Source organism: Bacillus sp. A260 (assembly GCF_009861435.1).
GTDB classification, from domain to species: Bacteria; Bacillota; Bacilli; order Bacillales; family Bacillaceae_G; genus Bacillus_A; species Bacillus_A cereus.
Genome location: NZ_CP046398.1, coordinates 5,059,559 through 5,082,984 on the forward strand (window position 1 = coordinate 5,059,559; position 23,426 = coordinate 5,082,984).

Genomic DNA, 23,426 nt, shown 5'->3' on the forward strand with positions numbered 1-23,426 from the left:
TTTCACTCAAATATCCCTCGGGTATCTATAACAATTTTTTCTTTCAAAAAGCTCTGATCTATTGAATAAAAATTCTCATGGTCTACTAAAACCACAATAATATCCGATACTTGTAAAGCCTTTTGCATATCTACCAGTTCTACCTTCCCTCCTAACTGTCCAGGAAGCTCTTTAATATGAGGCTCTACTACATTAACTTGACCAATTTTCTCAGAAATTAATTTCTCTACGATATTTATTGCTGGACTCTCTCTCAAATCATCAATATTAGCTTTAAAAGATAAACCTAAACAAGCAATTACTGGATTTTTAAAACGATTCGCTTTCTCTTTTACCTTCTCGACTACATACATTGGTTTATAATCATTTACATTTCTTGCTGTATGAATTAGTTTTGCTTCCTGAGGAGCAGCATCCACAATAAACCAAGGATCTACTGCGATACAATGTCCTCCTACTCCTGGTCCTGGCTGTAAAATATTCACACGCGGATGACGGTTTGCCAAACGAATTAATTCCCATACATTAATATTTAACTTATCACATATTAACGATAGCTCATTGGCAAAGGCAATATTTACATCACGGAATGAATTCTCAGTTAATTTTGCCATTTCTGCTGTTCTAGCATTCGTATCTAAAATTTGCCCTTTCACAAATTGTTTGTAAAATTCTACTGTACGTTTGGTAGATTCTTTATCCAACCCACCAATAATACGATCGTTTTCTACTAGTTCCTTTAAAATATGCCCTGGTAATACACGTTCTGGGCAATGAGCCACATAAACTCTTCCTTTATCACTATGCATCCCTTCAGAAGTTGTTAAGTCCGAACGCTCATCTAAAATCCACTCTGCAACCTTTTCTGTTGTACCAATTGGACTTGTTGATTCCAAAATAATAATATCGCCGTTTTTTATAACAGGCGCAATTGTTTTTGCAGCGGCCTCTACGTATGCTAAATCTGGTTTATGGCCATCTTTAAATGGTGTCGGCACCGCCAAAATGAAAATATCTGCTTCTTCGGGCTGTAATGAAGCTTTTAATTTCCCACTTTGTACTGCTGCTTTAACTAAAATATCTAAATCTGGTTCATAAATATGTACTTTTCCACTATTAATCATTTCAACTGCATTTTTATTTATATCAACACCATGCACTTGAAATCCTTTTGTTGCTAGTAAACTAGCAGTTGGTAAACCAATATATCCTAATCCCATTACACAAATCTTTTTATCCATTTTTTAACCTCTTTTCTATGAATTAACTACTAAGATGCACTATTAGACTTAATCATAATTTGAATCGTTTTAAAAATAATTTTCAAATCATAGAGTACACTTCTTTTATTTATATACTCTAAATCTAGTTCGACCATTTCTTTGAATCCAACACTATTTCTCTCCGTTACTTGCCAAAGCCCTGCACATCCTGGGGTAACAAGTAAACGCTGCTTATCATATGCTGTATATTCCTTTACTTCCCTTGGAAGTGGTGGACGTGGCCCAACTAAGCTCATTTCACCTTTTAATACATTTAATAACTGTGGCAGTTCATCAATACTTGTTTTTCGAATGAATTTACCGATTTTTGTAACTCGAGGGTCCTCTTTCATTTTAAACATTGCACCAGATACTTCGTTATGTTTTAATAAATCCTTCAACTTCTCTTCTGCATCTATTACCATTGAACGAAATTTATACATATAAAATTCTTTTCCATCTTTTCCAATACGAATTTGTTTAAAAAATACGGGTCCTTTTGGATCTTCATACTTAATTAATACTACTACAATCAAAAAAACAGGGGATAATAAAATTAGTCCACATAATGCACCGATAAAATCAATACAGCGCTTAGCTAATAAATATCCTTTACGTGCATTTACTTTTTCAAAATTAAGCTTTATATTATTTTCCTTTTCCATATCTCCACTTGATACTTTTAACAAGGCCAATGCTCTCCCCCTCACTTTTATACATGTACATTTTCTTTCTTTACAAGCCCACTCATATACTTCATTAATTCATCTTTCAGTTCTTCATGCTGGAGCGCTATTTCAATCGTCGTCTTAATAAACCCAAATTTCTCCCCAACATCGTAACGCGTGCCTTCAAAGTTATAAGCAAATACACGTTGGATCTCATTCAAACGTTGGATTGCATCCGTTAACTGAATTTCTCCACCAGCACCTGTTTCTTGTTTCTCTAAGAACATAAAAATTTCTGGCGTTAATACATAGCGTCCCATAATTGCCAAATTAGATGGAGCTGTTCCTTGGGCTGGTTTTTCTACAAATTTACGCACCTGATAACGACGTTCATTTTGTTCAACTGGATCGATAATACCGTAACGATGTGTTTCATTTTCTGCCACTGTTTGTACACCAATCACAGATGACTGTGTACCTTCATATTGATCCATCAATTGACGTAAACATGGTGTTTCTGCTTGTACAATATCATCACCAAGTAATACCGCAAATGGTTCATTCCCAATAAATTTACGAGCGCACCATACCGCATGCCCTAAACCTTTTGGCTCTTTTTGCCTTATGTAATGAATATTTATTTTTGAGGAAGCTTGTACTTTTTCAAGCATTTCATACTTCCCTTTTTCTAAAAGGCTTTGTTCTAATTCGAAAGAGTGATCGAAATGATCTTCAATAGCACGTTTTCCTTTTCCAGTAACAATAATAATGTCTTCAATTCCTGATTCAATCGCTTCTTCTATTATGTATTGAATTGTCGGTTTATCGACGATAGGTAACATTTCTTTCGGCATCGCCTTCGTTGCTGGTAAAAATCTTGTCCCAAGACCAGCAGCTGGGATAATTGCTTTTCTTACTTTTTTCAATTATACTCCCCCTATAATTCTATTTATTTGAATGTAACAATAACAAAAACCCTACCTATAGAGTCATTTTTATAACTCCATAGGTAGAGTTTCTATTAGAAATAAATTATGGGCATCTAACCCATCCTCACGCCATACTCCCGACGACAAGCGTCTAAGGTAGGCATGAAATAAAATTTCTACCCACAGCACGACCGAGTGCCTCCATTGATAACGGTTAGGAGACATCACCAATTCTTTATTTAAAAAATACCGAACAATTTTTTACGACGAATTTGTTCTGGATCCTCTTTGTAAATTGCCTTCCCGCTAATTAATAAGTACGGATTTTCTTTCAAATCACTCATAACATTCATTCCAAATTCTTTCTCAATTAATTCATAGCTTTCCGCTAAATGAAATCCTCTTGACGTTGTGTTATGTGCATCAGAAGCAACCATATGTGTTAAATTATGTTCTACAAGTTGAAGTGAAAATTTTTTAATTTTTTTACCGAATTTCCCTAATAAACTACCTGCCGTTACTTGCGTTAATGCCCCTTTATTTACAAGGTTATATAACTTATCTGGCTGCTCGATTAACTCGGCATTACGCTCTGGATGAACGATAATTGGAATCATTCCTTTTACACGTAGTTCATATAATAGTTGTTCTGCATAACGAGGTACATGATTAGATGGAAATTCAATGAATATGTATTTATTTGTTTCGTTCAAAGTAACGATTTTACCAGCTTCATAGTCTTCTAATAGGTCACCGTATAATCTGACCTCTTGCCCCGGTAAAATGGTAAGTGGGATATTATGTTGCTGTAGTTCATCATTTAGTTGTTTTACTCCGTGAATAATTGAGGTATGTTCATTTATATATTTACCATTTTGATGGTGCGGCGTTGCGACAATTGTATGTATTCCTTCTGAAACGGCTTGTTGTGCCATTGCTAAACTATCTGTTACTGTTTGTGCACCGTCATCGATGCCATGTAAAATGTGACAATGTAAATCGATCATTCTTTCAGCCTCCCTCTCTCCTATCAGTCTTTTTTCCCTTGAATATGAGACATCTCATATTCAAGGGAAAAAAGGAGATATGTTTCATATCATATCTCACTCTTTTCATTAGTTTGCACCATAATAATAATATAAGCCTTCTTCACGTTCACGATCGTTCAGAACAACGCCTAACAATTTACCTTTAGCCGATTCTAACAATCCTTTTGCTTTTACTGCTGTTTCTTTCTCTGTTGATTCACTACGAACAACAAGAATAGAAGCATCACATACATTTGCCATAATTTGTGCATCCGTTACAGCTAAAATTGGTGGCATATCAAAAATAACTAGATCATACATACTGTATGCTTGTCCAAGAAGTTCTTTCATTGATTTCGAACCTAACAATTCGGCCGGGTTCGGCGGGATTGGGCCACAAGCTAAAAAGTGTAGATTGTCTACAGATGTCGTTTGTACGCACTTCTCTAAACGTTCACTATTTGTTAATACGTTCGTTAATCCGAAAATATTATCTACTTGGAACATTTGATGCATTGCTGGTTTACGCATATCTGCATCAATTAATAATACTTTTTTTCCTTGTTGAGCAAAAACAACTGCCATATTCGCTGTCGTTGTCGTTTTTCCTTCACTTGGGTTTGCAGACGTGACCATTAATGAATGTAAATTTGTATCAACAGCTGCAAATTCAATATTCGTTCGAATATTACGATATTGTTCTGAAATTGGTGATTTCGGTTGTTGATGAGCAATTAATTGACGACGTTGACGATGATTTTTTTTCTTTTTAAATAAATTAAGAGCCAATTGTTTGTCCCCTCACTTTTCTTGATGATGGAGCGTGTGATTTCACGTTCATTGTTTCTTCATCCATACGAGCTACAATACCTAACACCGGTAAGCCAAGTAAGCTTTCTACATCTTCTTCTTTTTTCACTGTGTTATCTAAGTATTCTAGTAAGAACGCAAGACCAACTGAAGCCATTAAACCAACAACGAAAGCAATTGCCAAATTTAACATTGGACGTGGTTTAATTGGAGATTGATTTTCTACAACTTCTGCTTTAGATAACACGGTTACGTTATCAACGTTCATAATTTTTGCAACTTCACCTTTAAATACATCTGCCGTTGCATTCGCAATATCACGAGCTAGTTTTGGATCTTTATCCTCAGCTGTTACAGAGATTACTTGTGAATCCTTTTCATTCGCAACATTAATCTTTCCTGTTAGCGCTTGAGCTGTCATATTTAAATTTAATTTTTCATTTACTTGATCTAAGATTACTGGACTTTTAATAATAACCTTATATGTATTCGTTAATTGAATATTCGTTTGAATTTCACCCGCTTGGAACATTGCACCTTCTTGCTTCTTCTGGTTAACAAGAATTTGCGTCGAAGATTGATAGATTGGTGTCATGAAGAAAAAGCTAATGATAGCACTTACTATTGCTGCACCAAAGGCAATTACGAGGATCATTGCTAAACGTTTTTTTAAGATATGAAATAACTCTTTTAAACTAATTGTTTCTTCCATAAGTTCCTCCAACTTTCTAAAATTTACACATAGGAAAAATTATAACATATAAATCTTACATTTTTTATTTTTAATAATTCAGTTCTATATTTGTTCTCAAGAAACAAGTATAATCTTACAAAATAATCTTAAATATGACAACACATTCCAATGATTTTCCAAATTATTTATCATATCATGCTTTTTATGCTATGTAACTTGAGAAATAAATTTAAGAACACAAAAAAAGCCAACAAGTATTTCTTGTTGGTCTGTTTCTATTTTAGTAATAACCATACTGCTCTTTTTCTTCTCTTTTATCGTTTAAAACGACTCCAAGTAGTTTGCCTGATGCTTTATCTAATATTTGTTTCGCTTTTACGATTTTATCTTTTTCCGTCTTTTCACTTCGTACAACGAGTACGATTCCATCACATTTATTCGCTAGTATTTGCGCATCCGTAACCGCAAGGACAGGTGGTGTGTCAATTAATATAATATCAAACATGTTATATGCTTCTAGCAACGCCTCGTCCATTGCCCGGCTCCCTAATAGTTCTGCTGGATTTGGCGGGATTGGACCTGCTGCCATTAAGTATACGTTCTCTATATCTGTTTTTTGAATGCATTGCATAAGTTTCGCTTGTCCTGATAATAAGTTCGTTAACCCATTTGAACTATGAATGGCAAATAAGTTTTGTATCGTCGGCTTACGCAAGTCAGCTCCAATTAATAAAACTTTCTTTCCTTGTTGTCCAAAAACTACTGCTAAGTTTGAGATTGTTGTCGTTTTCCCATCACCCGGATCGGCTGAAGTAACAATAATAGAACGAACATGATTATCTACAGATGTAAACTCAATGTTTGTACGAATGTTACGGTATTGTTCTGTAATACGCGATTTAGGCTCTTTATGTGTAATTAATTGTCGTAATGGTTTTCTTCTCTTTCTCCCGAACATATTCATAATCTCCTTTTGTGAAATGCGACATTTCCCTTTTCTCTCTTTTATGCTCGATTTCATACGTCTAATTAATATTTTTGCTGATTTCCCCATATCTCATCATAATCAATAACATTCTACTTTGTCTTACTTAAGTACCTTAACAATATGACAATGCCTTTATTTCTTTATTACCTTTATCACTTATCCTGTTTTTTAGATAAATAATAAAGTAAGTATATGGTAATTACCATCTATTTACAAGGTATTTTCTGATTAGTTTGTATATTATTGTTTAATCGTTATATAGCAGAAATTAAAAAATCCCCTTGTCTTTTCACAAGGAGATTTTTTAGTACTATCTATTCTTTTTTATCACCAATCGCAAATGTAATTTCTGCCTCACATGCAACTTCACCATCTACTGTTGCGATTGCTTTTCCTTTTCCAATTGGGCCGCGTACGCGTGTCATTTCTACTTCTAGACGAAGCTGATCACCTGGGCGTACTTGTTTTTTGAAACGGCAATTGTCGATACCTGCAAAGAAAGCAAGTCTTCCGCGGTTTTCTTCTTTCTTTAATACTGCAACTGCTCCGACTTGTGCTAATGCTTCTACAATAAGTACACCAGGCATAACTGCATAATCAGGGAAGTGTCCGTTAAAGAATTCTTCGTTTGCGGATACATTTTTAATCCCAACCGCTCTTTTACCTTCATCTACTTCTAATATTTTATCAACAAGTAAAAATGGATAGCGGTGAGGAATGATTTCTTTAATTTGTTCTATATTTAGCATGTAACAATCGCCCCTTTTGTAATATTGGTCTTACCACTTGGACATATTGCTATTATCCCATTTTGTTTATTGTTTGTCATTACAAAGTAACATTTTATATTTAGCACAACTTCCTAAAAAAAAAATGCACACACTCTATTCCATTAAAATAGTTGCACATTTTTGCAACTGACACGGAGGTGGAAAGGAGTGTATGCCCAAATTAGGGAAAGGCAATATGTATTGAAACATTATTTGCCTTAATGTCGTATTCGACTCATTATATTATAAACGTTTTCAATTAAGGAAATATTAAATTTAACCATATATATGAATATTTTACCTGTTTCCTTCACATTTCTCTATTTTCCTTCCATTTTCGCAAAAAATCAAAATAAAAAAATATAAAAACGAAAAAAAAGAACTAAGGCGTCAGCCTTAGTTCTTTCAAATTATCTCAAAGCACGCTTTGGTAATCTGTCGATATTCTCTAACATAATACCTGTACCAACCGCAACGCAGTGCATTGGGTTTTCAGCAATTAATACTGGTACTTTTAGTTCTTCTGCTAGAAGCATGTCGATACCGTGTAGTAAAGCTCCACCGCCTGTTAGAATAACACCGCGGTCGATGATATCTGCAGATAATTCTGGTGGTGTGCGCTCTAATACACCTTTTGCAGCTTGTACAATAACAGCTGCATTTTCTTTTAATGCTTCTGTAATTTCTTCAGAGCATACTGTAATTGTACGTGGTAAGCCTGTTACCATGTCACGTCCGCGAATTTCAAGCTCTTCGCTACGTGCACCTGGGAATACTGTACCAACTTTAATTTTAATATCTTCTGAAGTACGTTCTCCGATTAATAGCTTATACTTACGTTTAATATAGTTTAAGATCTCCATATCAAACTTATCGCCAGCCATTTTGATAGAGGAAGAGGTAACAATATCACCCATAGATAGTACAGCGATATCTGTTGTACCTCCACCAATATCAACAACCATGTTACCGCTTGGTTGGAAGATTTCCATACCAGCACCAACTGCGGCTACTTTTGGTTCTTCTTCTAAAAATACTGTTTTACCACCTGAACGTTCAGCAGCTTCACGAATTGCTTTTTGTTCTACTGATGTAATATTTGTTGGACAACAAATTAAAATACGAGGTTTTGAAAAGAAGCTCTTTACGTCCAATTTGTTAATGAAATACTTTAACATTGCTTCTGTAATTTCGAAGTCTGCGATTACACCATCTTTAAGTGGACGAATTGCTACAATATTACCCGGCGTACGTCCCACCATACTTCTCGCTTCTTCACCGACTGCTAATACTTTACCACTATTACGATCGATTGCCACAACAGATGGCTCATTTAATACAATACCCTTACCTTTAACATGAATTAATACGTTAGCCGTACCTAGGTCAATTCCGATATCTCGCGCAAACATTCCCGTTTTTTCCTCCTCGATATTCAAAATCAGGTTACACCCGAATTCTTTTCACCTAATTTCTGATTTTATCATAAATTTAACAGAAACGTAATATTCGCAAAAAGAATTCTTCTGAAAAATATTACCGAATGTGAACGGAATGTTTGCTACTGTAACATTATTGACGTACAGGCTTCTCTACATCTTCTTTTCTATACTTTTGCTTTGTTGCTTCTCCACCTCTTAAATGACGAATAGACTTATGATAATCAAGAATTTCTTTCACTTCATTTGCGAGCTCTGGATTAATTTCTGGTAGACGCTCTGTTAAATCTTTATGGACTGTACTCTTTGATACCCCAAATTCCTTTGCAATGACACGCACTGTCTTTCTTGTCTCCACGATATACTTACCAATCTTGATAGTTCTCTCTTTGATGTAATCGTGCACACCACTCGCCTCCCTAATTTGGATGTGAGAAGGGTGAAATGAGCCTCGCTGCATACGACTAAGAAGTAAGTGTGAGTGCTGTTTGTAAGCGTTAAACATTCTTGGATTTATAATGAAATGATTCACGATTTCTCACCTCAAACACTCTCTTTGCTTTGGTTTATACCATTGTATTGCCCGCACTACTGATATATGCTACATGTTCACTATTTTTGCGGACTAAGTTAAGAAAAATTACGTTTTTTTGTGAGAAATACGTTAACAGTGACTATTTTGACGAAAAAAAATGACACCTTATGTATAAGGCGTCATTCTTCTCTTTCAAACTCTTCTTCTAATAATTGATGGTGGGGAACCTCTTTCTTACCGGCAATATAATAATATAAGGTGAATAAAACAAACAATAAAATAATAGCAGTCGACAGAACAAATAAAAATGACACAGTATCCCCTCCCTTTTGTAATATATATTCGAGAATCTCGTCATTTTTCCTTGTTTTTGCAACTTTTTTCTCGAAATTGAGTATTTTTATATAAAAATAAAAAAATCAGCTCCCCTAGTGGGAACTGATTTTTTCACTTTCTTATTCTTGTGAAGAAGAATCGTTAGATGATTCTGTAGAACCATTTGTTGATTTTTCTTCTTTCTTCGGTTCTTCTTTTTTGTCACTAGTTGAACCGCTTGTTGATTTCTCTTCTTTTTGAGACTTGTCTTCTGTTTTACTTTCTGGTTTCGTGCTCGTTGACTTCTCTTCTTTTGGAGATTTGTCATCAGCTTTTTTACCAGAAGCATTCGTAACCTTTGCAGCACCTGCATCAGCTTTAATTTCTGTTACTGATTTATTTAAGTAACGTTCAGGGTTCACAGCCACATTGTCTTTACGTACTTCAAAGTGAACGTGAGAGCCTGCCTCTTTATTCATTGCACTTAGACCGGATGTTCCTAATACTTCACCTTGTGCAACTCTTGCACCTTTTTCTACTTTCACACTGCCTAAGCTTTGATAAGATACCGCTACACCATTTCCACTATCAACTGTTACAACATAACCAAGAAGTGAATCTTTTTCAGCTTTCGTTACTGTACCACTTAAAGCAGCAGCAACATTGAATTCTTTTCCATTCTTCGCAGCAATGTCAATTCCTTTGTTCGGGGAATATGTGTTGTTATAAAAGACAAGTGCTTTTTCTTGTTCCGCCTCAGTTGCTGCATCTTCATAGAATTTCTTTTGTACGACTACTTCCGCATTCGCGGCAGCTGGCATTTTCACTACTTCTGAAGATTTCGTTACTGGTACTGCTGGATCTTCCGATTGTGTATACGGTGTTGCTTGATCGTGGTTTGGAGTCTTCTTCGGATTAGCTCCTTGGAACCATAGCGCAACCATTAAGATTACCGCTGCACAAGCAATGTATAGTGCCGGAAACACCCATCTTTTTTGAAATAAATGTACTACCTTTTGCGACTTTTTATTATTTCTTCCTCGCATTCCATCATCACCTCAGCAATCATTTTGAACAATATTCACGTATCCTATACAACGTATAACTAATTACTTTTCGACAAAATCTGTAAAAATATGTATAAGAACTGTAAAATTTCCGAGGAAATGATAGAAAAAAGAAAAAACTGAGCACTTTTAGCTCAGTTTTTAGTCTAATTGTTTCTTTTTATATACGATTAAACATACAACGAGCGATATAATAAGCCAAACTGCAACATTTAATACATGCCCACTAATACTACTAAATCCCGCCCCACCTACTAAGCTTTTAAGTGCTTTCACAATATGAGATGTTGGAAGATATCCAATCATCGTCTTAATTACTTTATTTTCAACCATTGGCTCAAACTGTACAGCCAAATACATCGTCATTAATATCGGCATTCCAATTATTGATGTTTGTGGTACAGAAGATGCAAGTAATCCGATCATTGTTCCAAGTACGATAAACAAAATAGTTCCGCATAAGAATATCAATCCTACCAATGGAAGGTTAATATTTAACTGATCTAAAATGAATAAATTTGCAATACAAATGACCATCGTCAGACCCGATGTTAATAAACTCTTTCCAAGTAGAACTTCAACCGAAGATGCCGGTGATAGCATTAATACACGCAATGTATGTTTTTCTTTTTCTTCTGCAATTACCATAGATTGAACAAAGCCTGCGACAAATAGGAAGGCTGTTATAGTAGTAATACCTAACATTTCCTTTCCCACTCCAAATCTGCTAAACAAAAATGAAAGTATAATTGGTAAAAATGCCATTAACAACACTTGTGAATTTGTCTTAAAATCTTGTACTTCTTTTCTAAAAATAGCTGATACACGTCTCATTGAAAATGTCATTATAATCCCCTCCCAGTAACTTCAATAAAGATATCGCCTAGCGTTGGTTCGTGTGAATGAATAGATAACAGTTCGCCCTTTTTCATCCATTCTGAAATACGATTTGCGCCTAATTCATCTTTTTGCACTACTTCTTTTCGTTTACCTTTTAATACGACCTCTATTTGATCCTTAGCGTATTGTAAGCGCAGGTTCTCTGGCGTATCGAGTGCTACAATTTCTCCGCCACAAAGGAAGGCAATACGGTTACAAAGCGTTTCTGCTTCATCCATGTTGTGAGTCGTTAAGAAAATCGTCGTTCCTTCTTCATTTAAGTCTTTTAAGATTTTATGAATGTTTTGTACGTTTACTGGATCAAGTGCAGATGTTGGTTCATCTAAGAAGAGGATATCTGGTTTATGAAGGATTGCTCTCGCTAGTGTGACGCGTTGCTTCATTCCCTTTGATAGTTTCTTTACTGGTGTTTTTTTATCATCTAATAAATTTACTTGTGTTAGTACTTCATCGATTCGTTCTTTTTTGCAATCGTATAAGTCACAAAATAATAGTAAGTTATCATAAATGCTAAGTCTTTCATATAAGCCGCTGTTATCTGTTAAAATACCAATTCGTTTGTAATCGATGCTACTTGGTCCTGTAATATCTTTCCCTAATACTCTTACCGTTCCAACACTATGAAGCAATTGAGAAGTTAAAATTTTTACTGTTGTCGTCTTACCAGATCCACTCGGTCCGAGGAATCCGAATATCTCTCCTTGCTTCACCTCAATATTTACATTTCGAAGTGCCGTTTTTCCACTGAAACTTTTCATTACATCTTTCATTTCAATTGCCAATGTCATTTCTTCATCCCCTTTGTTTTTCTTCTTTATAGATGAAAGTCGCTTTAGCGCTTTTCGTTCGTTTGTTTCGCTTTTCTTGACTCAATCATATGAAAAACAAAGGGGTTACGCAGTAAAATACCGGTAAAAGGAGTATTTTTACCGGTGAATGAATCGCATGTTGAGCTTATTGGAGCACTTTTTATAGCCCAATCACACCTTTTAATTCATCCATGCGTCCTTTTGAAAGCGGAATCGAACTTTTTCTTTCGTCGTCTAAAATTAAACTGAAACTGTTACGAGTCCATGTAATCACTTCTCGTACTCTTTGTAAATTTATAAGGTACGAGCGATGACATCTAAAGAAACCAAAACCTGTTAATCTCGCTTCTAGTTCACTTAATGTTAATGCACATACGAAATCGCCTTCACGAACGTGAATATGCGTTACTCCGTTTTGCGTTTCAATGAAATGGATTTCCATCGGATCAAGTAAAATGATTTTATCGTTCACTTTCGCAGGTATTCTTTCTAACTTCATTTGCGGAATTATTTGAACGACCTTCTCTTCATCGACTTCTTCCACTTCCTCTTGCTCAATTTCTATCTTTTTCACACCATCATTGTTTAATATGTATACATCCTCTGTTAACGAAAGGGCATCCGATAAAAATGATGACGTAATAAAGATTGCCTTTCCTTGCTCTTTCATTTTCATAATTGCTTTTCGAATAATAACCGTACTCTCTATATCTACATTTTGCTCCGGTTCTTCCAAAATAATTAAATCCGGATTATGAATCATTATTCGTCCAATATGAAGACGACGCTTCTCTGAAAATGATAGTTTTTCTATTTTAACGTTTAGCTTATCTAGGAGACCAACAGACTGCACAACTTCTTCTATACTTATCTTTGATTCATAAAGCCCTATTAAAAACTTAAAGTATTCTTTCACCTTCAAACGATCATATGCCTCATCTTTCAAAAAACAAAAACCGATGCGGGAATAATTTTTCTTTCCAATTGCTTCTCCTTCAAACAGTACATTGCCAGTCGACGCCTCTTCTTCACCAATAATGATGCGGTGTAACACTTTAGCTGTATGATTATTGCATTGCAAAACAATACATTGTCCCTTCTCTACCTTTAGCTCAATTGCCGGTAACTGGTTCGCCTTCCCTAATTGTTTCAACTCTAGTAACGCCATTTCATTTCCCCCAAATGCCTTTTTATCCTATTATATCAAACAGTTAATGGAAAATTATGATATTTTAAACAGAAAAAAATAGGTGCCAGAGTTCTGACACCTATTTCTTCACCATCAATTTTCCTTCATAATCATTCATCGTCTTTATTTCAACGCCTTTATAGTAATGAGCGACGATATCTGTATATTTCTTTCCTTCCGCTGCCATGCCGTTCGCCCCGTATTGACTCATACCAACACCGTGACCGAAGCCTTTCGTCGTAACGATGATTTTATCCCCTTGTTGTTTCCACGTAAAATCAGAAGAACGTAAATCTAACTTTTCACGAACTTCTTTTCCAGTTAATGTTTTTCCTTGAAAAGCTACATCCTTTACGCGCTTTCCTTCCGTAAGGTCTTTAATATTTCCAACCTTCCCGTCTGCTAGCACTTTCACACCGAGACGTTTTTGAAAATCAGCTACTGTAAATGTTTGCTCGCTCGTAAACTTTGGAGAGGCTTGATCCCACGGACTATCTACACTTTTCAAGTACGGATAATCATTTCCCCAATAGTCAGCTGCATTTTCTGTTCGGCCATTACTCGTTGAAAAGAAGGATGCTGAAATTGGTTTTCCATCATACGTTAAAACTTGTCCTGCTGTTTTCGAAACGGCTTCTTCGATTTTCTTCAAATTATTTTCGTAGTTATTACCCCATTGCTTCTTCAATTCATCTTTGCTTTTGTACACTTGATCTTTCACCGTATCTGTCACGTCCGCATTATTTTTCTTTCCTCCGCTTAGCATACGTTGTACTACAAATGTTCTCGCTGCTAATGCCTGCGCCTTTAGTGCCTCTATTTCAAAACTGGCATTCATCTCAGAAGCTACTACACCTGTCACATACTCCTCCACTGGTAATGTTTCTACCTTCTTCTGTTTTTCGCGATATACAGCAACTTGAACAGCTGTATCTACTTTTCCTGGAGCTGGTATGCTTTCTATCGCTGGAGGAGTTTTAGAGGCCGTTTCTTCCCCTACTTTTGCTTTCGCAAATGGAATAACAAGGGCTGCAGGTACAATGATAACGAGCGCTATTAAGAGCGCTACTGTAATAAAAAGTGGCTTTGAAAATTTCATCCTATTTTCCTCCAATATAAAAGCTTTACTCCATTCATTCTTATGGAACAACTCTTTCTTTTAGAACATACTTAAGGGGAAGAGTATAAAACGGAAATTTTCTAAATATTTTTACTGGTACGTGCATAAGTATAGAATTTATTGACTATAACAGTAATAACCCAAAAAAATAGCCCCTATGTCAAAAGACATAGAGACTATTTTAATTAAGCGTGAAGATCAGAAACTTCTTGTTCTTTCACTTCTTCTACTTTTTCGTTTACACGTTCAATAGTTGCACCTAATGCAGCTAATTTCTTATGGAAGTTTACATAGCCACGGTCAAGATGTTTTAACTCAGTTACACGAGTATAACCTTCTGATACTAAACCAGCTAAGATTAATGCAGCTGCAGCACGTAAGTCAGTTGCTGCTACTTCAGCACCTTGTAAGCTGTTTGGACCGTTCATAATAACAGAACGACCTTCAATTTTAATATCAGCATTCATACGACGGAATTCTTCAACGTGCATAAAGCGGTTTTCGAATACCGTTTCTGTAATCATGCTTGTTCCATCAGCTTGTAGTAATAATGCCATCATTTGTGATTGCATGTCTGTTGGGAAACCTGGGTGAGGCATAGTTTTAATATCAACCGCTTTTAACTTATCTGGGCCGATAACACGTACACCTTCGTTTTCCTCAATAATTTTAACACCCATTTCTTCCATTTTCGCTGTAATTGAGCGTAAATGTTCAGGTACAGCATTTTCAATTAAGATGTCTCCACCAGTAATTGCTGCTGCAACCATGAATGTTCCCGCTTCAATACGGTCAGGAATAATAGAGTGGTTTGCACCATATAATTTATCAACGCCTTCGATACGAATCGTTCCAGTTCCAGCTCCGCGTACTTTCGCTCCCATCGCATTTAAGAAGTTAGCTAAGTCAACGATTTCTGGTTCTTTCGCTGCGTTTTCAAGAATTGTTGTCCCTTTTGCTAATGTAGCTGCAGACATAATGTTTTCTGTCGCGCCTACGCTTGGGAAGTCTAAGTAGATTTTAGCTCCTTTTAGTTCTCCCTCAACATATGCCTCAACAAAACCGTTACCAACCTGTACTTTTGCTCCCATTGCTTCGAAGCCTTTTAAATGTTGGTCAATTGGACGTGAACCAATTGCACATCCACCAGGAAGTGCAATACGAGCACGACCGTTACGTGCTAATAATGGTCCCATTACTTGAACAGATGCACGCATTTTACGTACATATTCAAATGGTGCTTCAATGTTTAGTTCTTTAGAAGAATCGATTGTTACTTGATTATTTTCAAATACGACTTCAGCATTTAAATGACGTAATACCTCATTAATTGTGTATACATCAGACAAAACTGGTACTTCAGATAGTACATTCTTTCCATCACTCGCTAATAGGGCTGCAGCGATTATAGGTAATACAGCATTTTTTGCGCCCTCAACACGCACTGTGCCGTTTAACCGCTTTCCGCCACGGACGATGATCTTTTCCAAATTATTCCCCTCCGTGTCCTTTTTTCAGTATCTATTCACTCAATACTCAGAAGTTATGATCGGTGTGCCAACCACAATTGTATCTTTGTTGTCTGTAGAACGTATTGCTATTTGCACATTTATTTTCTCTCTATTTGTTGAAAGAGCGTCATCCCACTTTTTATTGTATGCGGAGACTGACACAAATGCTCTTTCTTCTACTTGTTCGATCGCTCTTGCTGAAAGATCTTTCAAAACCTGATTGGTTTTATTTTGCAAAACACCTTCAATCTTATCATTCAGTACACCTTGAACACAAGTGTAAATTATAGGTTTTTCACTAAAAATTTTATTCATGTTTTGAACATACTTCGGGTCCCATTTCGCCCCACTTACTTCAAAGATAATGAAAGTGTTTTCTTTAGTATTTTCTTTACTCCAAGTTACTACTACTCGTTCTTCATAAGAAGAAAGCTTTTTATAGGATGTAGCTTTATATCCATCTGGAGATTGCTCTACTTCCCACTTTTGAATATTTGCCTTTTCCTTCACATCGTTTAACAACTTTTGAAACGTATGTATGTTAGAAATTGTTTTTGTTTCTCTCGCTAACCATGACCATTTTTCTACTTTAGCATCATTTTTCTCTAAAGCCTTGATCATGCTCTCCATTTTATGTTCATCGCTTATCGGTTTCATCTCTCTATATCCAACCAAAAATAAAACAACACTAAGTGCAACAATAAGAATGGCTTTAAGCTTCAATTTCATCCCCTCCTATCCCCATTGTTAACGGAGATTTGAGGTTCTATACACTTACTTTACTAAATACGTTAAACTCTTCGAATAGCCTAAATAATCAAGGAAAAAGTTACTTACAGATGTCCCAATTGCAATTGTAATTAAGATGAGTAATACTCGCGTCTGCAGCACTTTTCCGGACTTCATTAAACGCTCAATGTGAATGCCTTGTAAGGCCCACCACGTAATGGTAATAAACAATAAATGCGAAACAATGGCAATCAGTGCTTGTTGCCCTAAAAGTTGTGCCAAAAAATCGACCCCTTTTTACTCAGCTACTACTTATGAAAGAATATAAAAACGATACCATAATAAGTAGGAGCTACACTTTTTCAAATGCACATAGACATCTTACATTTTACATCGTGATTTTCTTTCCAAAAACGTATATCTACATTACAAGTTAACACAAAATAAAAAGCGCAGAGTACTGACTCCACACCTTTTATTTTCACTATTGTACCACGTTCCCTAAGAAGAAGAAATCTTTCATTAATGGAAAATATTCATAAAAGAAATTGTACCCAATCATCGGCATAATCCCTAGTATTACAATCGAAATTGCACAAAGACTCATAACAACCTTTATATTTAACGGTAACCGTATTCTCTCTTCTGTCTCTCCGGTGCGGAAAAACATTTGTTGTAAAATACGGAAATAATATACGAATGAAACAACTGTCGTACCCATCATAATCGAAGCTAGTACGTAATGTGCTGGCTCTACATGAAGTGCGCCTAAAAAGATATTAATCTTTCCAATGAAGCCAGCCGTTCCTGGTATCCCAGCCAACGATAAAATAAAAATTGTCATCATTATCGCTGTAAATGGCGACCTTTTATATAAACCTGTGAAAATTGTTATATTTTCCTCATTATTTTGTAAGATTAAGCCGTGGATAATGGCAAATGCGCCTATATTCATAAGCATGTATGCCAGCATATAAAACCACATGCTATCCATCGTAAATGGTGATAATGCCACAAGTGGAACGAGTAAATACCCTGCATGAGCAATGCCCGAATAAGCAAATAAACGCTTTATATTGTATTGTTTTAACGCTACTACATTCCCAACAATCATCGTAATACTTGCTAGCACCGCAATATATATACTCATATGCCCATATAAAGATTGCATATCTCCTTGTATTAATACACTTGCAAAGATCATAAGGAACAAACGAATAATGAGTAGGAACCCGGCAATTTTAGAAATCGTTCCAAGAAAAGCAGTAACTGGTGTAGCTGCTCCTTCATACACATCAGGTGCCCACATATGAAACGGCACTGTGGCAATTTTAAATGAGAGACCAACTAGCAATAAAAGAAATGCGAGAGCTAACAATAACTGAATACCACTAGCGAGTTCCCCAGTGAGTACCTTTTGCATATCTACAATGTTAGTTGAACCTGTAATACCGTATAAATAACTCATTCCGAAGAGCGTAATCGCCGTTCCAATTCCTCCGCTAATGACGTATTTCATTGCCGCTTCATTTGATGCACGGCTCTTTTTTCGTATTCCTACTAAGATATAGGAAGAAAGTGAAAGTAACTCCAAACCAACGAAAAGGGTAATAAAATCTACACTAGAAGCCATGAACATCGCGCCAAGAAGTGCCATTAAAAATAAGTAATAATATTCACCTTTATCTTCAATTGGATTCTTCTTATCATCGCTCATTGCGGTGCATAAAATGAGAGCTGCGGCACCTAATAGCAACGTTTTAAACCCTTTCGAAAATCCATCTAACACAAACGATCCATTTAAAATATCTCCTGCCGGTTCGCTATATAGAGTAATTAATGACACGATTGCTAATACGATGGCAGCAATCGCACCAAGAGCTACATATCTATGGTTCAGCTTAAAAAACAAATCACATATGGAAAGGAGGATGGCGGCGCCGAGAATAATAAATTCTGGCACCATTAGATGCCATGATAAGCTAAGTAACGTATTCATATCCATCCTACTTCACCCCCAATGTTTTCAATGTATTTTGAAGCGGATCTCCTAGTATTTCTGGCATAACTCCAATTGCAATAATACAAAAGATAAGTAGTAAAACAGGGACATACTCCCATCCGTGTATATCAGATTTTGCTTCCCACTCTTTCTTTCCAAATGTCACTTGAAGTGTCGCCCTTAATACATATACAGCGGTTAAAATGATGCCAATCACACCGACTGCAGCAATGACGGGCTCTCCTTGAAATAAACCGAGAAAGGCAAGAAATTCGCTAACAAACCCAGACATCCCTGGTAATCCGAGCGATGCCATTCCTCCTGCTAAGAAGAAGCCGCTAAGTACTGGGACACTTTTTGCGAGTCCACCAAGCGCTGTAATGTCTGATGTTCCGAAACGTTGTTCTATAACACCGAGTAAGAAAAACAGCAAGGCTGCAATTAAACCGTGCGATACAACCTGGAATAACGCTCCTTGTGTACCAGGTGCATTAAGTGACGCAAGTCCCATTAACACAATTCCCATATGCGAAATACTAGAGTAAGCCAGTACTTTCCTAAAGTCTGTTTGGATGAGCGCTAAAAAGGCACCGTATAATAAATTAATTACGCCTAATATCGCAATTAGTGTTGCAACATCGTGAAAATATTCCGGGAATAGCCCTTTCCCGAAGCGAATAATACCGTACGCTCCAATCTTCAGCAAAACACCCGCATGAAGCATAACTACAGCTGGATGCGCTTCTATGTGTACATTGACCATCCAGCGGTGCAACGGAAAAACAGGTAGTTTAATTGCAAAAGCAATCATTATGGCAATAAATACACTAAGCTGCAAACTACTTGGGATGACGAGTGCTCCCTCTGCGTTTACGCTTCTTAATATCTCTTTCAGCTCCACAATATTTGTTGTACCTGTTTTCGCGAACAAAATTGAGAAAACAATGAGCAAAATAGCTGAGCCAATACCGTTATATATTAAATAACTATACGCAGCCTTTTCACTCGACAATTTTCCCCACTTTCCAATTAATAAGAACATTGGTGGCAACGTAATTTCAAAGAAGATAAAAAACAACATTAAGTTTTGAGCAGCAAAGACGCCGAGCATTCCTATTTCTAGCATGAGTAACAGCATATAAAATGCTTTTAAATTTCTTTTAATAGAAAAGGCTGCAATTGCTGCAAGCGTTGCTAGAAGAGCCGTCAGTACCATCATGACAAGCGACAAACCATCAATACCGAGCTCGTAATAAATAGAAAACCACCTTTTATCTACCGCTGTAAAATCGCCGAACTTAATCCATTTCATCTTTTCATCGAATAGTGACAAATTCTTTCCAGAAGCATATGTACAAGCGAGGACGATAGCGATTCCAAATGGAAGTGCCGTCCCAAATAAGCCAAGCGCTCGCACTGTACGCAATTCCTTTTTCGGTGTTAATACAAGCAATAAAATTCCTAAAAGCGGGGAAAAAATGAAGAACGTTAACAACAAATCATTCATCGTAAATCCCCTCCCGTATAGAGCAAAATAATGACGAGTACAGCGAGCGAAACCGCCGTTACAGTACCGTACACTTGTACATTCCCGTTTTGAAGTTTCGATCCAAGGTTACTTGTGCCTTTCACTACACTTGCAATTAAAACTGCAATTCCTTCGACTACATACACTTCAAATAAGCGAAGCACATGAGCGATTCCTTTCGTAATAGAGATCACCGTCATGTTGTATAGTTCATCCACATAATATTTTTCTTTTAAAAGATTATAAAGCGATGTTTCCGTACCCCCAGCCCAATTCCTAGAAATTGATTTCTTCCTATATATGAAATATGCAAGAGCGATTCCCGCAAATGAAACGAGTGTCGCAACAATCATAATCCAAACTGGTCCATGCGTTTCTTCAACCTTAAACTCTACATCTTTCGTCAACCAATCTCCGAGAAACGTCCCAAACCATGGTGTATTTATATATCCTGCCACTACTGCGAGAACGCCGAGAACAATCATTGGATACGTCATAACGCGAGGCGATTCATGCACTTCTTCCTTCGTCTTCGTTTCTCCAGTAAAGACAAGAAAGTAAAGGCGGAACATATAAAACGCTGTTAAAAACGCCGCAATTACCGCTAAAGTAAATAAAACGTAATTGCCATTCATCCACGTCGCCGCTAAAATTTCATCTTTGCTGAAAAAACCGGAAAGCAGCGGAACACCGCTAATGGCAAGGGTACCTATTAAAAATAGCGTACCAGTTACTTTCATCTTCTTCTGTAAACCGCCCATTTTATTAATGTTTTGCGTATGCACAGCATGAATTACACTTCCTGCCGCCAAAAATAGTAGTGCTTTAAAAAAAGCATGTGTCGTTAAATGAAATATACCAGCTACATAACCGGCAGAACCTAACGCGAGCATCATATACCCGAGCTGGCTAACTGTAGAATAAGCAAGCACCCTCTTTATATCTGTTTGCACAAGACCGATAGAGGCCGCAAAGATTGCAGTGAAAGCTCCAACGATTGCCACTGTCTGCATCGCCACTGTACTTGCTGAAAATAGAGGGAACATCGTCGCTACTAAATATACGCCAGCTGCGACCATCGTCGCCGCGTGAATAAGTGCCGAAACGGGTGTTGGCCCCTCCATTGCATCTGGCAACCACGTATGAAGCGGGAACTGACCTGATTTCCCCATCGCCCCGATAAAAATTAATATCGCTGTTATTGTAATCATGTAAGGAGGTAGATCCCCTGTATAAATCGCCCTAAATATTGCGTCATATTCAAAACTACCTGCGTACCAAAAAATTAAAATCATCCCGATAAATAAACCAACATCCCCAATACGGGTCATAATAAAAGCCTTTTTTGCAGCAGCCTTCGCTTCTTCTTTAAAGAAATAAAAACCGATAAGTAAAAATGAGCCAAGGCCAACTAATTCCCAAAATATATAAAGTTGTAATAAATTCGTTGATATAACAAGCCCTAACATCGCAAATGTAAAGAGTCCTAAATATGCGTAAAAGGTCGGTAATCGTTCATCACCTTTCATATAACCTTTCGAATACACATGTACAAGTAGACTCACAAGCGTCACGATAAATAACATTAAAGCTCCTAATGCAGTCACTTCAAAGCCGAATGATATATCCACATCTCCAGCTCTAAGCCACACCCACTTATGCTTCACGCTTGCTTCTGAAAACCTTTCTATTAACACAAGTACCGCAAGTATAAAGGAGAGAAAGACGAAAAAAATACTAAGTACGCTGCTTCCTTCTCTAATTTTCTTCCCGAATATAATAAGTAACAAAAACGAAACGAGTGGGAAAAGCGGTATGAGCCATGCATAATCGATCATTGTTTCCTTCCCCCTTTTTCGGTCACAATGCTATCCTTTGAGCGTATCCATTTTATCCACCTGAACTGTCGTACGATTACGATATAAAGCAATTAAAATAGCGAGTCCTACCGCCGCTTCCGCTGCCGCTACAGCCATCGTAAACAGTGAGAAAATTTGACCTGTTAAATTCGGAAATAAGCCTAATTTACTAAACGCCACTAAGTTTAAATTGGCAGCATTCAGCATTAATTCGATACAAACTAATACGATTACTGTATTCCGCTTTGTTAAAGCTCCAAATAGACCGATGCAAAACAAAATAATCGCAAGTGTTAAATATGCAGAAGCTGGAACGCTACTCATTGGAATCCTCCTCTTTCTCGTCCTTTTTCGCAAGTATAATTGCGCCAACGAGTGCTACAAGTAAAATAACTGAAGTTAGTTCAAATGGAATAATATATTTTGAATAGAGAAGCGTACCGATTTGAAGTGTGTTGTTTTCATGGAGAGGTAAACTTCCTTGTGTGCTTTCATTTGCAAAATCAACACTATTAACAGCGAAATACATAACCGCTCCAAATGCTACAACTGCAAAGAAGATAATCCATTTTCGAAGAGTAAGACGCGATTCATTTTCCGCGTTATGTTTCGTTAACATAATGCCGAAAATCATAATAATTGTGATTGCACCAGAGTAAAGTAAAATTTGTGCAACGCCTATAAATTCGGCTGACAAAAGAAAATACAAACCTGCAATGCTGAGAAATGTCAGAACGAGAGCTAGCATCATGTGCATAACTTTCGTTAAGTTCAACATAAGAACACCGCCGATAATTGCAGACAAGGATAGTATAAAGAATGCTACAAACTCGCCATTCATGCCTTGTTCTCCTTCCTGACGTTTTCGTCGTTTTCGTCAAGCCACTGCAAATTTTTAAATAAGTCATCACGTGAATATTCCGCGAGTTCAAAGTTATTTGTCATGACAATTGCCTCTGTCGGACAAACTTCTGTACATAAATCACAAAGAATACAAATTTCAAAATTAATATCATACGTGTCGATAATTTTCCCTTTTTTCGTAGGATCCGGATGTTTCTTTCCTGTTAACTGAATACAGTCTGTCGGACAAATGTTAGAGCACTGATTACAAACAATACATTTCTCCGGATAAAATTTTTGAATCCCCCGAAAACGGTCTGGCAACGGCAACGGTTGATTTGGATAATCATACGTTACCTTCTTCTTGCTCAAATTACTTAATGTATATTTTAACCCTTTAAATAGTCCTTTCATCTCTTACTGGCACCCCC

General features: G+C 36.7%; 25 protein-coding genes. All 25 read right to left on the bottom strand.

Annotated features, from left to right (window positions below):
• Nucleotides 1-2 precede the first annotated feature (2 nt).
• A complete protein-coding gene (wecC, locus tag GD442_RS25725) occupies nt 3-1,241 on the bottom strand; it encodes a UDP-N-acetyl-D-mannosamine dehydrogenase (RefSeq protein WP_000358341.1) in 1,239 nt (412 codons plus the stop codon).
• Between the two features lie 29 nt (nt 1,242-1,270).
• Entirely contained in the window at nt 1,271-1,957 is a 687-nt protein-coding gene (locus tag GD442_RS25730) for a sugar transferase (protein WP_001196385.1), read from the bottom strand.
• Nucleotides 1,958-1,974: 17 nt separating this feature from the next.
• Nucleotides 1,975-2,856 (bottom strand): UTP--glucose-1-phosphate uridylyltransferase GalU, encoded by an 882-nt coding sequence (gene galU / locus GD442_RS25735; protein ID WP_000757788.1) that lies wholly within the window; start codon nt 2,854-2,856, stop codon nt 1,975-1,977.
• Between the two features lie 242 nt (nt 2,857-3,098).
• A complete protein-coding gene (locus GD442_RS25740; RefSeq protein WP_000566187.1) occupies nt 3,099-3,866 on the bottom strand; it encodes a tyrosine-protein phosphatase in 768 nt (255 codons plus the stop codon).
• A 108-nt stretch (nt 3,867-3,974) separates the two neighbouring features.
• Complete coding sequence (locus tag GD442_RS25745) at nt 3,975-4,676, bottom strand: CpsD/CapB family tyrosine-protein kinase (protein WP_001207173.1); 702 nt, start codon at nt 4,674-4,676, stop codon at nt 3,975-3,977.
• On the bottom strand, nt 4,666-5,409 hold the full coding sequence (locus GD442_RS25750) for a YveK family protein (RefSeq protein ID WP_000393135.1): 744 nt from the start codon (nt 5,407-5,409) through the stop codon (nt 4,666-4,668). The genes GD442_RS25745 and GD442_RS25750 overlap by 11 nt, the downstream gene beginning before the upstream one ends.
• 262 nt (nt 5,410-5,671) lie before the next feature.
• A complete protein-coding gene (locus GD442_RS25755; protein WP_000467973.1) occupies nt 5,672-6,349 on the bottom strand; it encodes a CpsD/CapB family tyrosine-protein kinase in 678 nt (225 codons plus the stop codon).
• A gap of 344 nt (nt 6,350-6,693) precedes the next feature.
• The gene (gene fabZ / locus GD442_RS25760; RefSeq protein WP_000931959.1) at nt 6,694-7,128 is read right to left on the bottom strand and encodes a 3-hydroxyacyl-ACP dehydratase FabZ; all 435 of its coding nucleotides are present in this window, start codon (nt 7,126-7,128) and stop codon (nt 6,694-6,696) included.
• A 431-nt stretch (nt 7,129-7,559) separates the two neighbouring features.
• The gene (mreB, locus tag GD442_RS25765) at nt 7,560-8,561 is read right to left on the bottom strand and encodes a rod shape-determining protein (protein WP_000457978.1); all 1,002 of its coding nucleotides are present in this window, start codon (nt 8,559-8,561) and stop codon (nt 7,560-7,562) included.
• A gap of 160 nt (nt 8,562-8,721) precedes the next feature.
• A complete protein-coding gene (gene spoIIID, locus GD442_RS25770) occupies nt 8,722-8,994 on the bottom strand; it encodes a sporulation transcriptional regulator SpoIIID (protein WP_000544012.1) in 273 nt (90 codons plus the stop codon).
• A gap of 308 nt (nt 8,995-9,302) precedes the next feature.
• Nucleotides 9,303-9,437: a hypothetical protein gene (locus tag GD442_RS25775; protein WP_000008901.1), complete on the bottom strand. Its 135-nt coding sequence runs from the start codon at nt 9,435-9,437 to the stop codon at nt 9,303-9,305.
• Between the two features lie 141 nt (nt 9,438-9,578).
• Nucleotides 9,579-10,484 (bottom strand): stage II sporulation protein SpoIIQ, encoded by a 906-nt coding sequence (spoIIQ, locus tag GD442_RS25780; protein WP_086407857.1) that lies wholly within the window; start codon nt 10,482-10,484, stop codon nt 9,579-9,581.
• 162 nt (nt 10,485-10,646) lie between these two features.
• Nucleotides 10,647-11,351, bottom strand: a complete 705-nt coding sequence (locus tag GD442_RS25785; protein ID WP_000144450.1) for an ABC transporter permease — start codon at nt 11,349-11,351, stop codon at nt 10,647-10,649.
• Nucleotides 11,351-12,193, bottom strand: coding sequence for an ABC transporter ATP-binding protein (locus GD442_RS25790; protein WP_000170866.1), 843 nt, complete (start codon nt 12,191-12,193; stop codon nt 11,351-11,353). Before GD442_RS25790 ends, GD442_RS25785 begins: the two co-directional genes overlap by 1 nt.
• Nucleotides 12,194-12,374: 181 nt before the next feature.
• Nucleotides 12,375-13,382, bottom strand: a complete 1,008-nt coding sequence (locus GD442_RS25795; RefSeq protein ID WP_001185915.1) for a LytTR family transcriptional regulator DNA-binding domain-containing protein — start codon at nt 13,380-13,382, stop codon at nt 12,375-12,377.
• A gap of 100 nt (nt 13,383-13,482) precedes the next feature.
• Nucleotides 13,483-14,502 (bottom strand): stage II sporulation protein D, encoded by a 1,020-nt coding sequence (gene spoIID / locus GD442_RS25800; protein ID WP_000672663.1) that lies wholly within the window; start codon nt 14,500-14,502, stop codon nt 13,483-13,485.
• A gap of 206 nt (nt 14,503-14,708) precedes the next feature.
• A complete protein-coding gene (gene murA / locus GD442_RS25805) occupies nt 14,709-16,013 on the bottom strand; it encodes a UDP-N-acetylglucosamine 1-carboxyvinyltransferase (RefSeq protein WP_000411274.1) in 1,305 nt (434 codons plus the stop codon).
• A gap of 39 nt (nt 16,014-16,052) precedes the next feature.
• Nucleotides 16,053-16,757: a YwmB family TATA-box binding protein gene (locus GD442_RS25810; RefSeq protein WP_000767900.1), complete on the bottom strand. Its 705-nt coding sequence runs from the start codon at nt 16,755-16,757 to the stop codon at nt 16,053-16,055.
• 51 nt (nt 16,758-16,808) lie between these two features.
• Nucleotides 16,809-17,045: a DUF1146 family protein gene (locus GD442_RS25815; RefSeq protein ID WP_000057889.1), complete on the bottom strand. Its 237-nt coding sequence runs from the start codon at nt 17,043-17,045 to the stop codon at nt 16,809-16,811.
• A 202-nt stretch (nt 17,046-17,247) separates the two neighbouring features.
• A complete protein-coding gene (gene nuoN / locus GD442_RS25820; protein ID WP_002164649.1) occupies nt 17,248-18,762 on the bottom strand; it encodes an NADH-quinone oxidoreductase subunit NuoN in 1,515 nt (504 codons plus the stop codon).
• 7 nt (nt 18,763-18,769) lie between these two features.
• Complete coding sequence (locus GD442_RS25825) at nt 18,770-20,272, bottom strand: NADH-quinone oxidoreductase subunit M (RefSeq protein WP_000998925.1); 1,503 nt, start codon at nt 20,270-20,272, stop codon at nt 18,770-18,772.
• A complete protein-coding gene (nuoL, locus tag GD442_RS25830; protein WP_000568219.1) occupies nt 20,269-22,131 on the bottom strand; it encodes an NADH-quinone oxidoreductase subunit L in 1,863 nt (620 codons plus the stop codon). The genes GD442_RS25825 and nuoL overlap by 4 nt, the downstream gene beginning before the upstream one ends.
• Before the next feature lie 30 nt (nt 22,132-22,161).
• On the bottom strand, nt 22,162-22,476 hold the full coding sequence (gene nuoK / locus GD442_RS25835; RefSeq protein ID WP_000100080.1) for an NADH-quinone oxidoreductase subunit NuoK: 315 nt from the start codon (nt 22,474-22,476) through the stop codon (nt 22,162-22,164).
• Complete coding sequence (locus tag GD442_RS25840) at nt 22,469-22,993, bottom strand: NADH-quinone oxidoreductase subunit J (RefSeq protein ID WP_001012821.1); 525 nt, start codon at nt 22,991-22,993, stop codon at nt 22,469-22,471. Before GD442_RS25840 ends, nuoK begins: the two co-directional genes overlap by 8 nt.
• On the bottom strand, nt 22,990-23,409 hold the full coding sequence (gene nuoI, locus GD442_RS25845; RefSeq protein ID WP_000677191.1) for an NADH-quinone oxidoreductase subunit NuoI: 420 nt from the start codon (nt 23,407-23,409) through the stop codon (nt 22,990-22,992). Before nuoI ends, GD442_RS25840 begins: the two co-directional genes overlap by 4 nt.
• Between the last annotated feature and the right edge of the window lie 17 nt (nt 23,410-23,426).

Coding starts and splice junctions, on each gene's coding strand:
- wecC (WP_000358341.1), bottom strand. CDS start 1,241: ATGGATAAAAAGATTTGTGTAATGGGATTAGGATATATTGGTTTACCA.
- GD442_RS25750 (WP_000393135.1), bottom strand. CDS start 5,409: ATGGAAGAAACAATTAGTTTAAAAGAGTTATTTCATATCTTAAAAAAA.
- fabZ (WP_000931959.1), bottom strand. CDS start 7,128: ATGCTAAATATAGAACAAATTAAAGAAATCATTCCTCACCGCTATCCA.
- GD442_RS25755 (WP_000467973.1), bottom strand. CDS start 6,349: ATGTTCGGGAGAAAGAGAAGAAAACCATTACGACAATTAATTACACAT.
- mreB (WP_000457978.1), bottom strand. CDS start 8,561: ATGTTTGCGCGAGATATCGGAATTGACCTAGGTACGGCTAACGTATTA.
- nuoL (WP_000568219.1), bottom strand. CDS start 22,131: ATGATCGATTATGCATGGCTCATACCGCTTTTCCCACTCGTTTCGTTT.
- GD442_RS25840 (WP_001012821.1), bottom strand. CDS start 22,993: ATGAATGGCGAGTTTGTAGCATTCTTTATACTATCCTTGTCTGCAATT.
- spoIIQ (WP_086407857.1), bottom strand. CDS start 10,484: ATGCGAGGAAGAAATAATAAAAAGTCGCAAAAGGTAGTACATTTATTT.
- nuoK (WP_000100080.1), bottom strand. CDS start 22,476: ATGAGTAGCGTTCCAGCTTCTGCATATTTAACACTTGCGATTATTTTG.
- spoIID (WP_000672663.1), bottom strand. CDS start 14,502: ATGAAATTTTCAAAGCCACTTTTTATTACAGTAGCGCTCTTAATAGCG.
- GD442_RS25790 (WP_000170866.1), bottom strand. CDS start 12,193: ATGACATTGGCAATTGAAATGAAAGATGTAATGAAAAGTTTCAGTGGA.
- GD442_RS25785 (WP_000144450.1), bottom strand. CDS start 11,351: ATGACATTTTCAATGAGACGTGTATCAGCTATTTTTAGAAAAGAAGTA.
- GD442_RS25825 (WP_000998925.1), bottom strand. CDS start 20,272: ATGAATGATTTGTTGTTAACGTTCTTCATTTTTTCCCCGCTTTTAGGA.
- nuoI (WP_000677191.1), bottom strand. CDS start 23,409: ATGAAAGGACTATTTAAAGGGTTAAAATATACATTAAGTAATTTGAGC.
- nuoN (WP_002164649.1), bottom strand. CDS start 18,762: ATGAATACGTTACTTAGCTTATCATGGCATCTAATGGTGCCAGAATTT.
- GD442_RS25795 (WP_001185915.1), bottom strand. CDS start 13,382: ATGGCGTTACTAGAGTTGAAACAATTAGGGAAGGCGAACCAGTTACCG.
- GD442_RS25740 (WP_000566187.1), bottom strand. CDS start 3,866: ATGATCGATTTACATTGTCACATTTTACATGGCATCGATGACGGTGCA.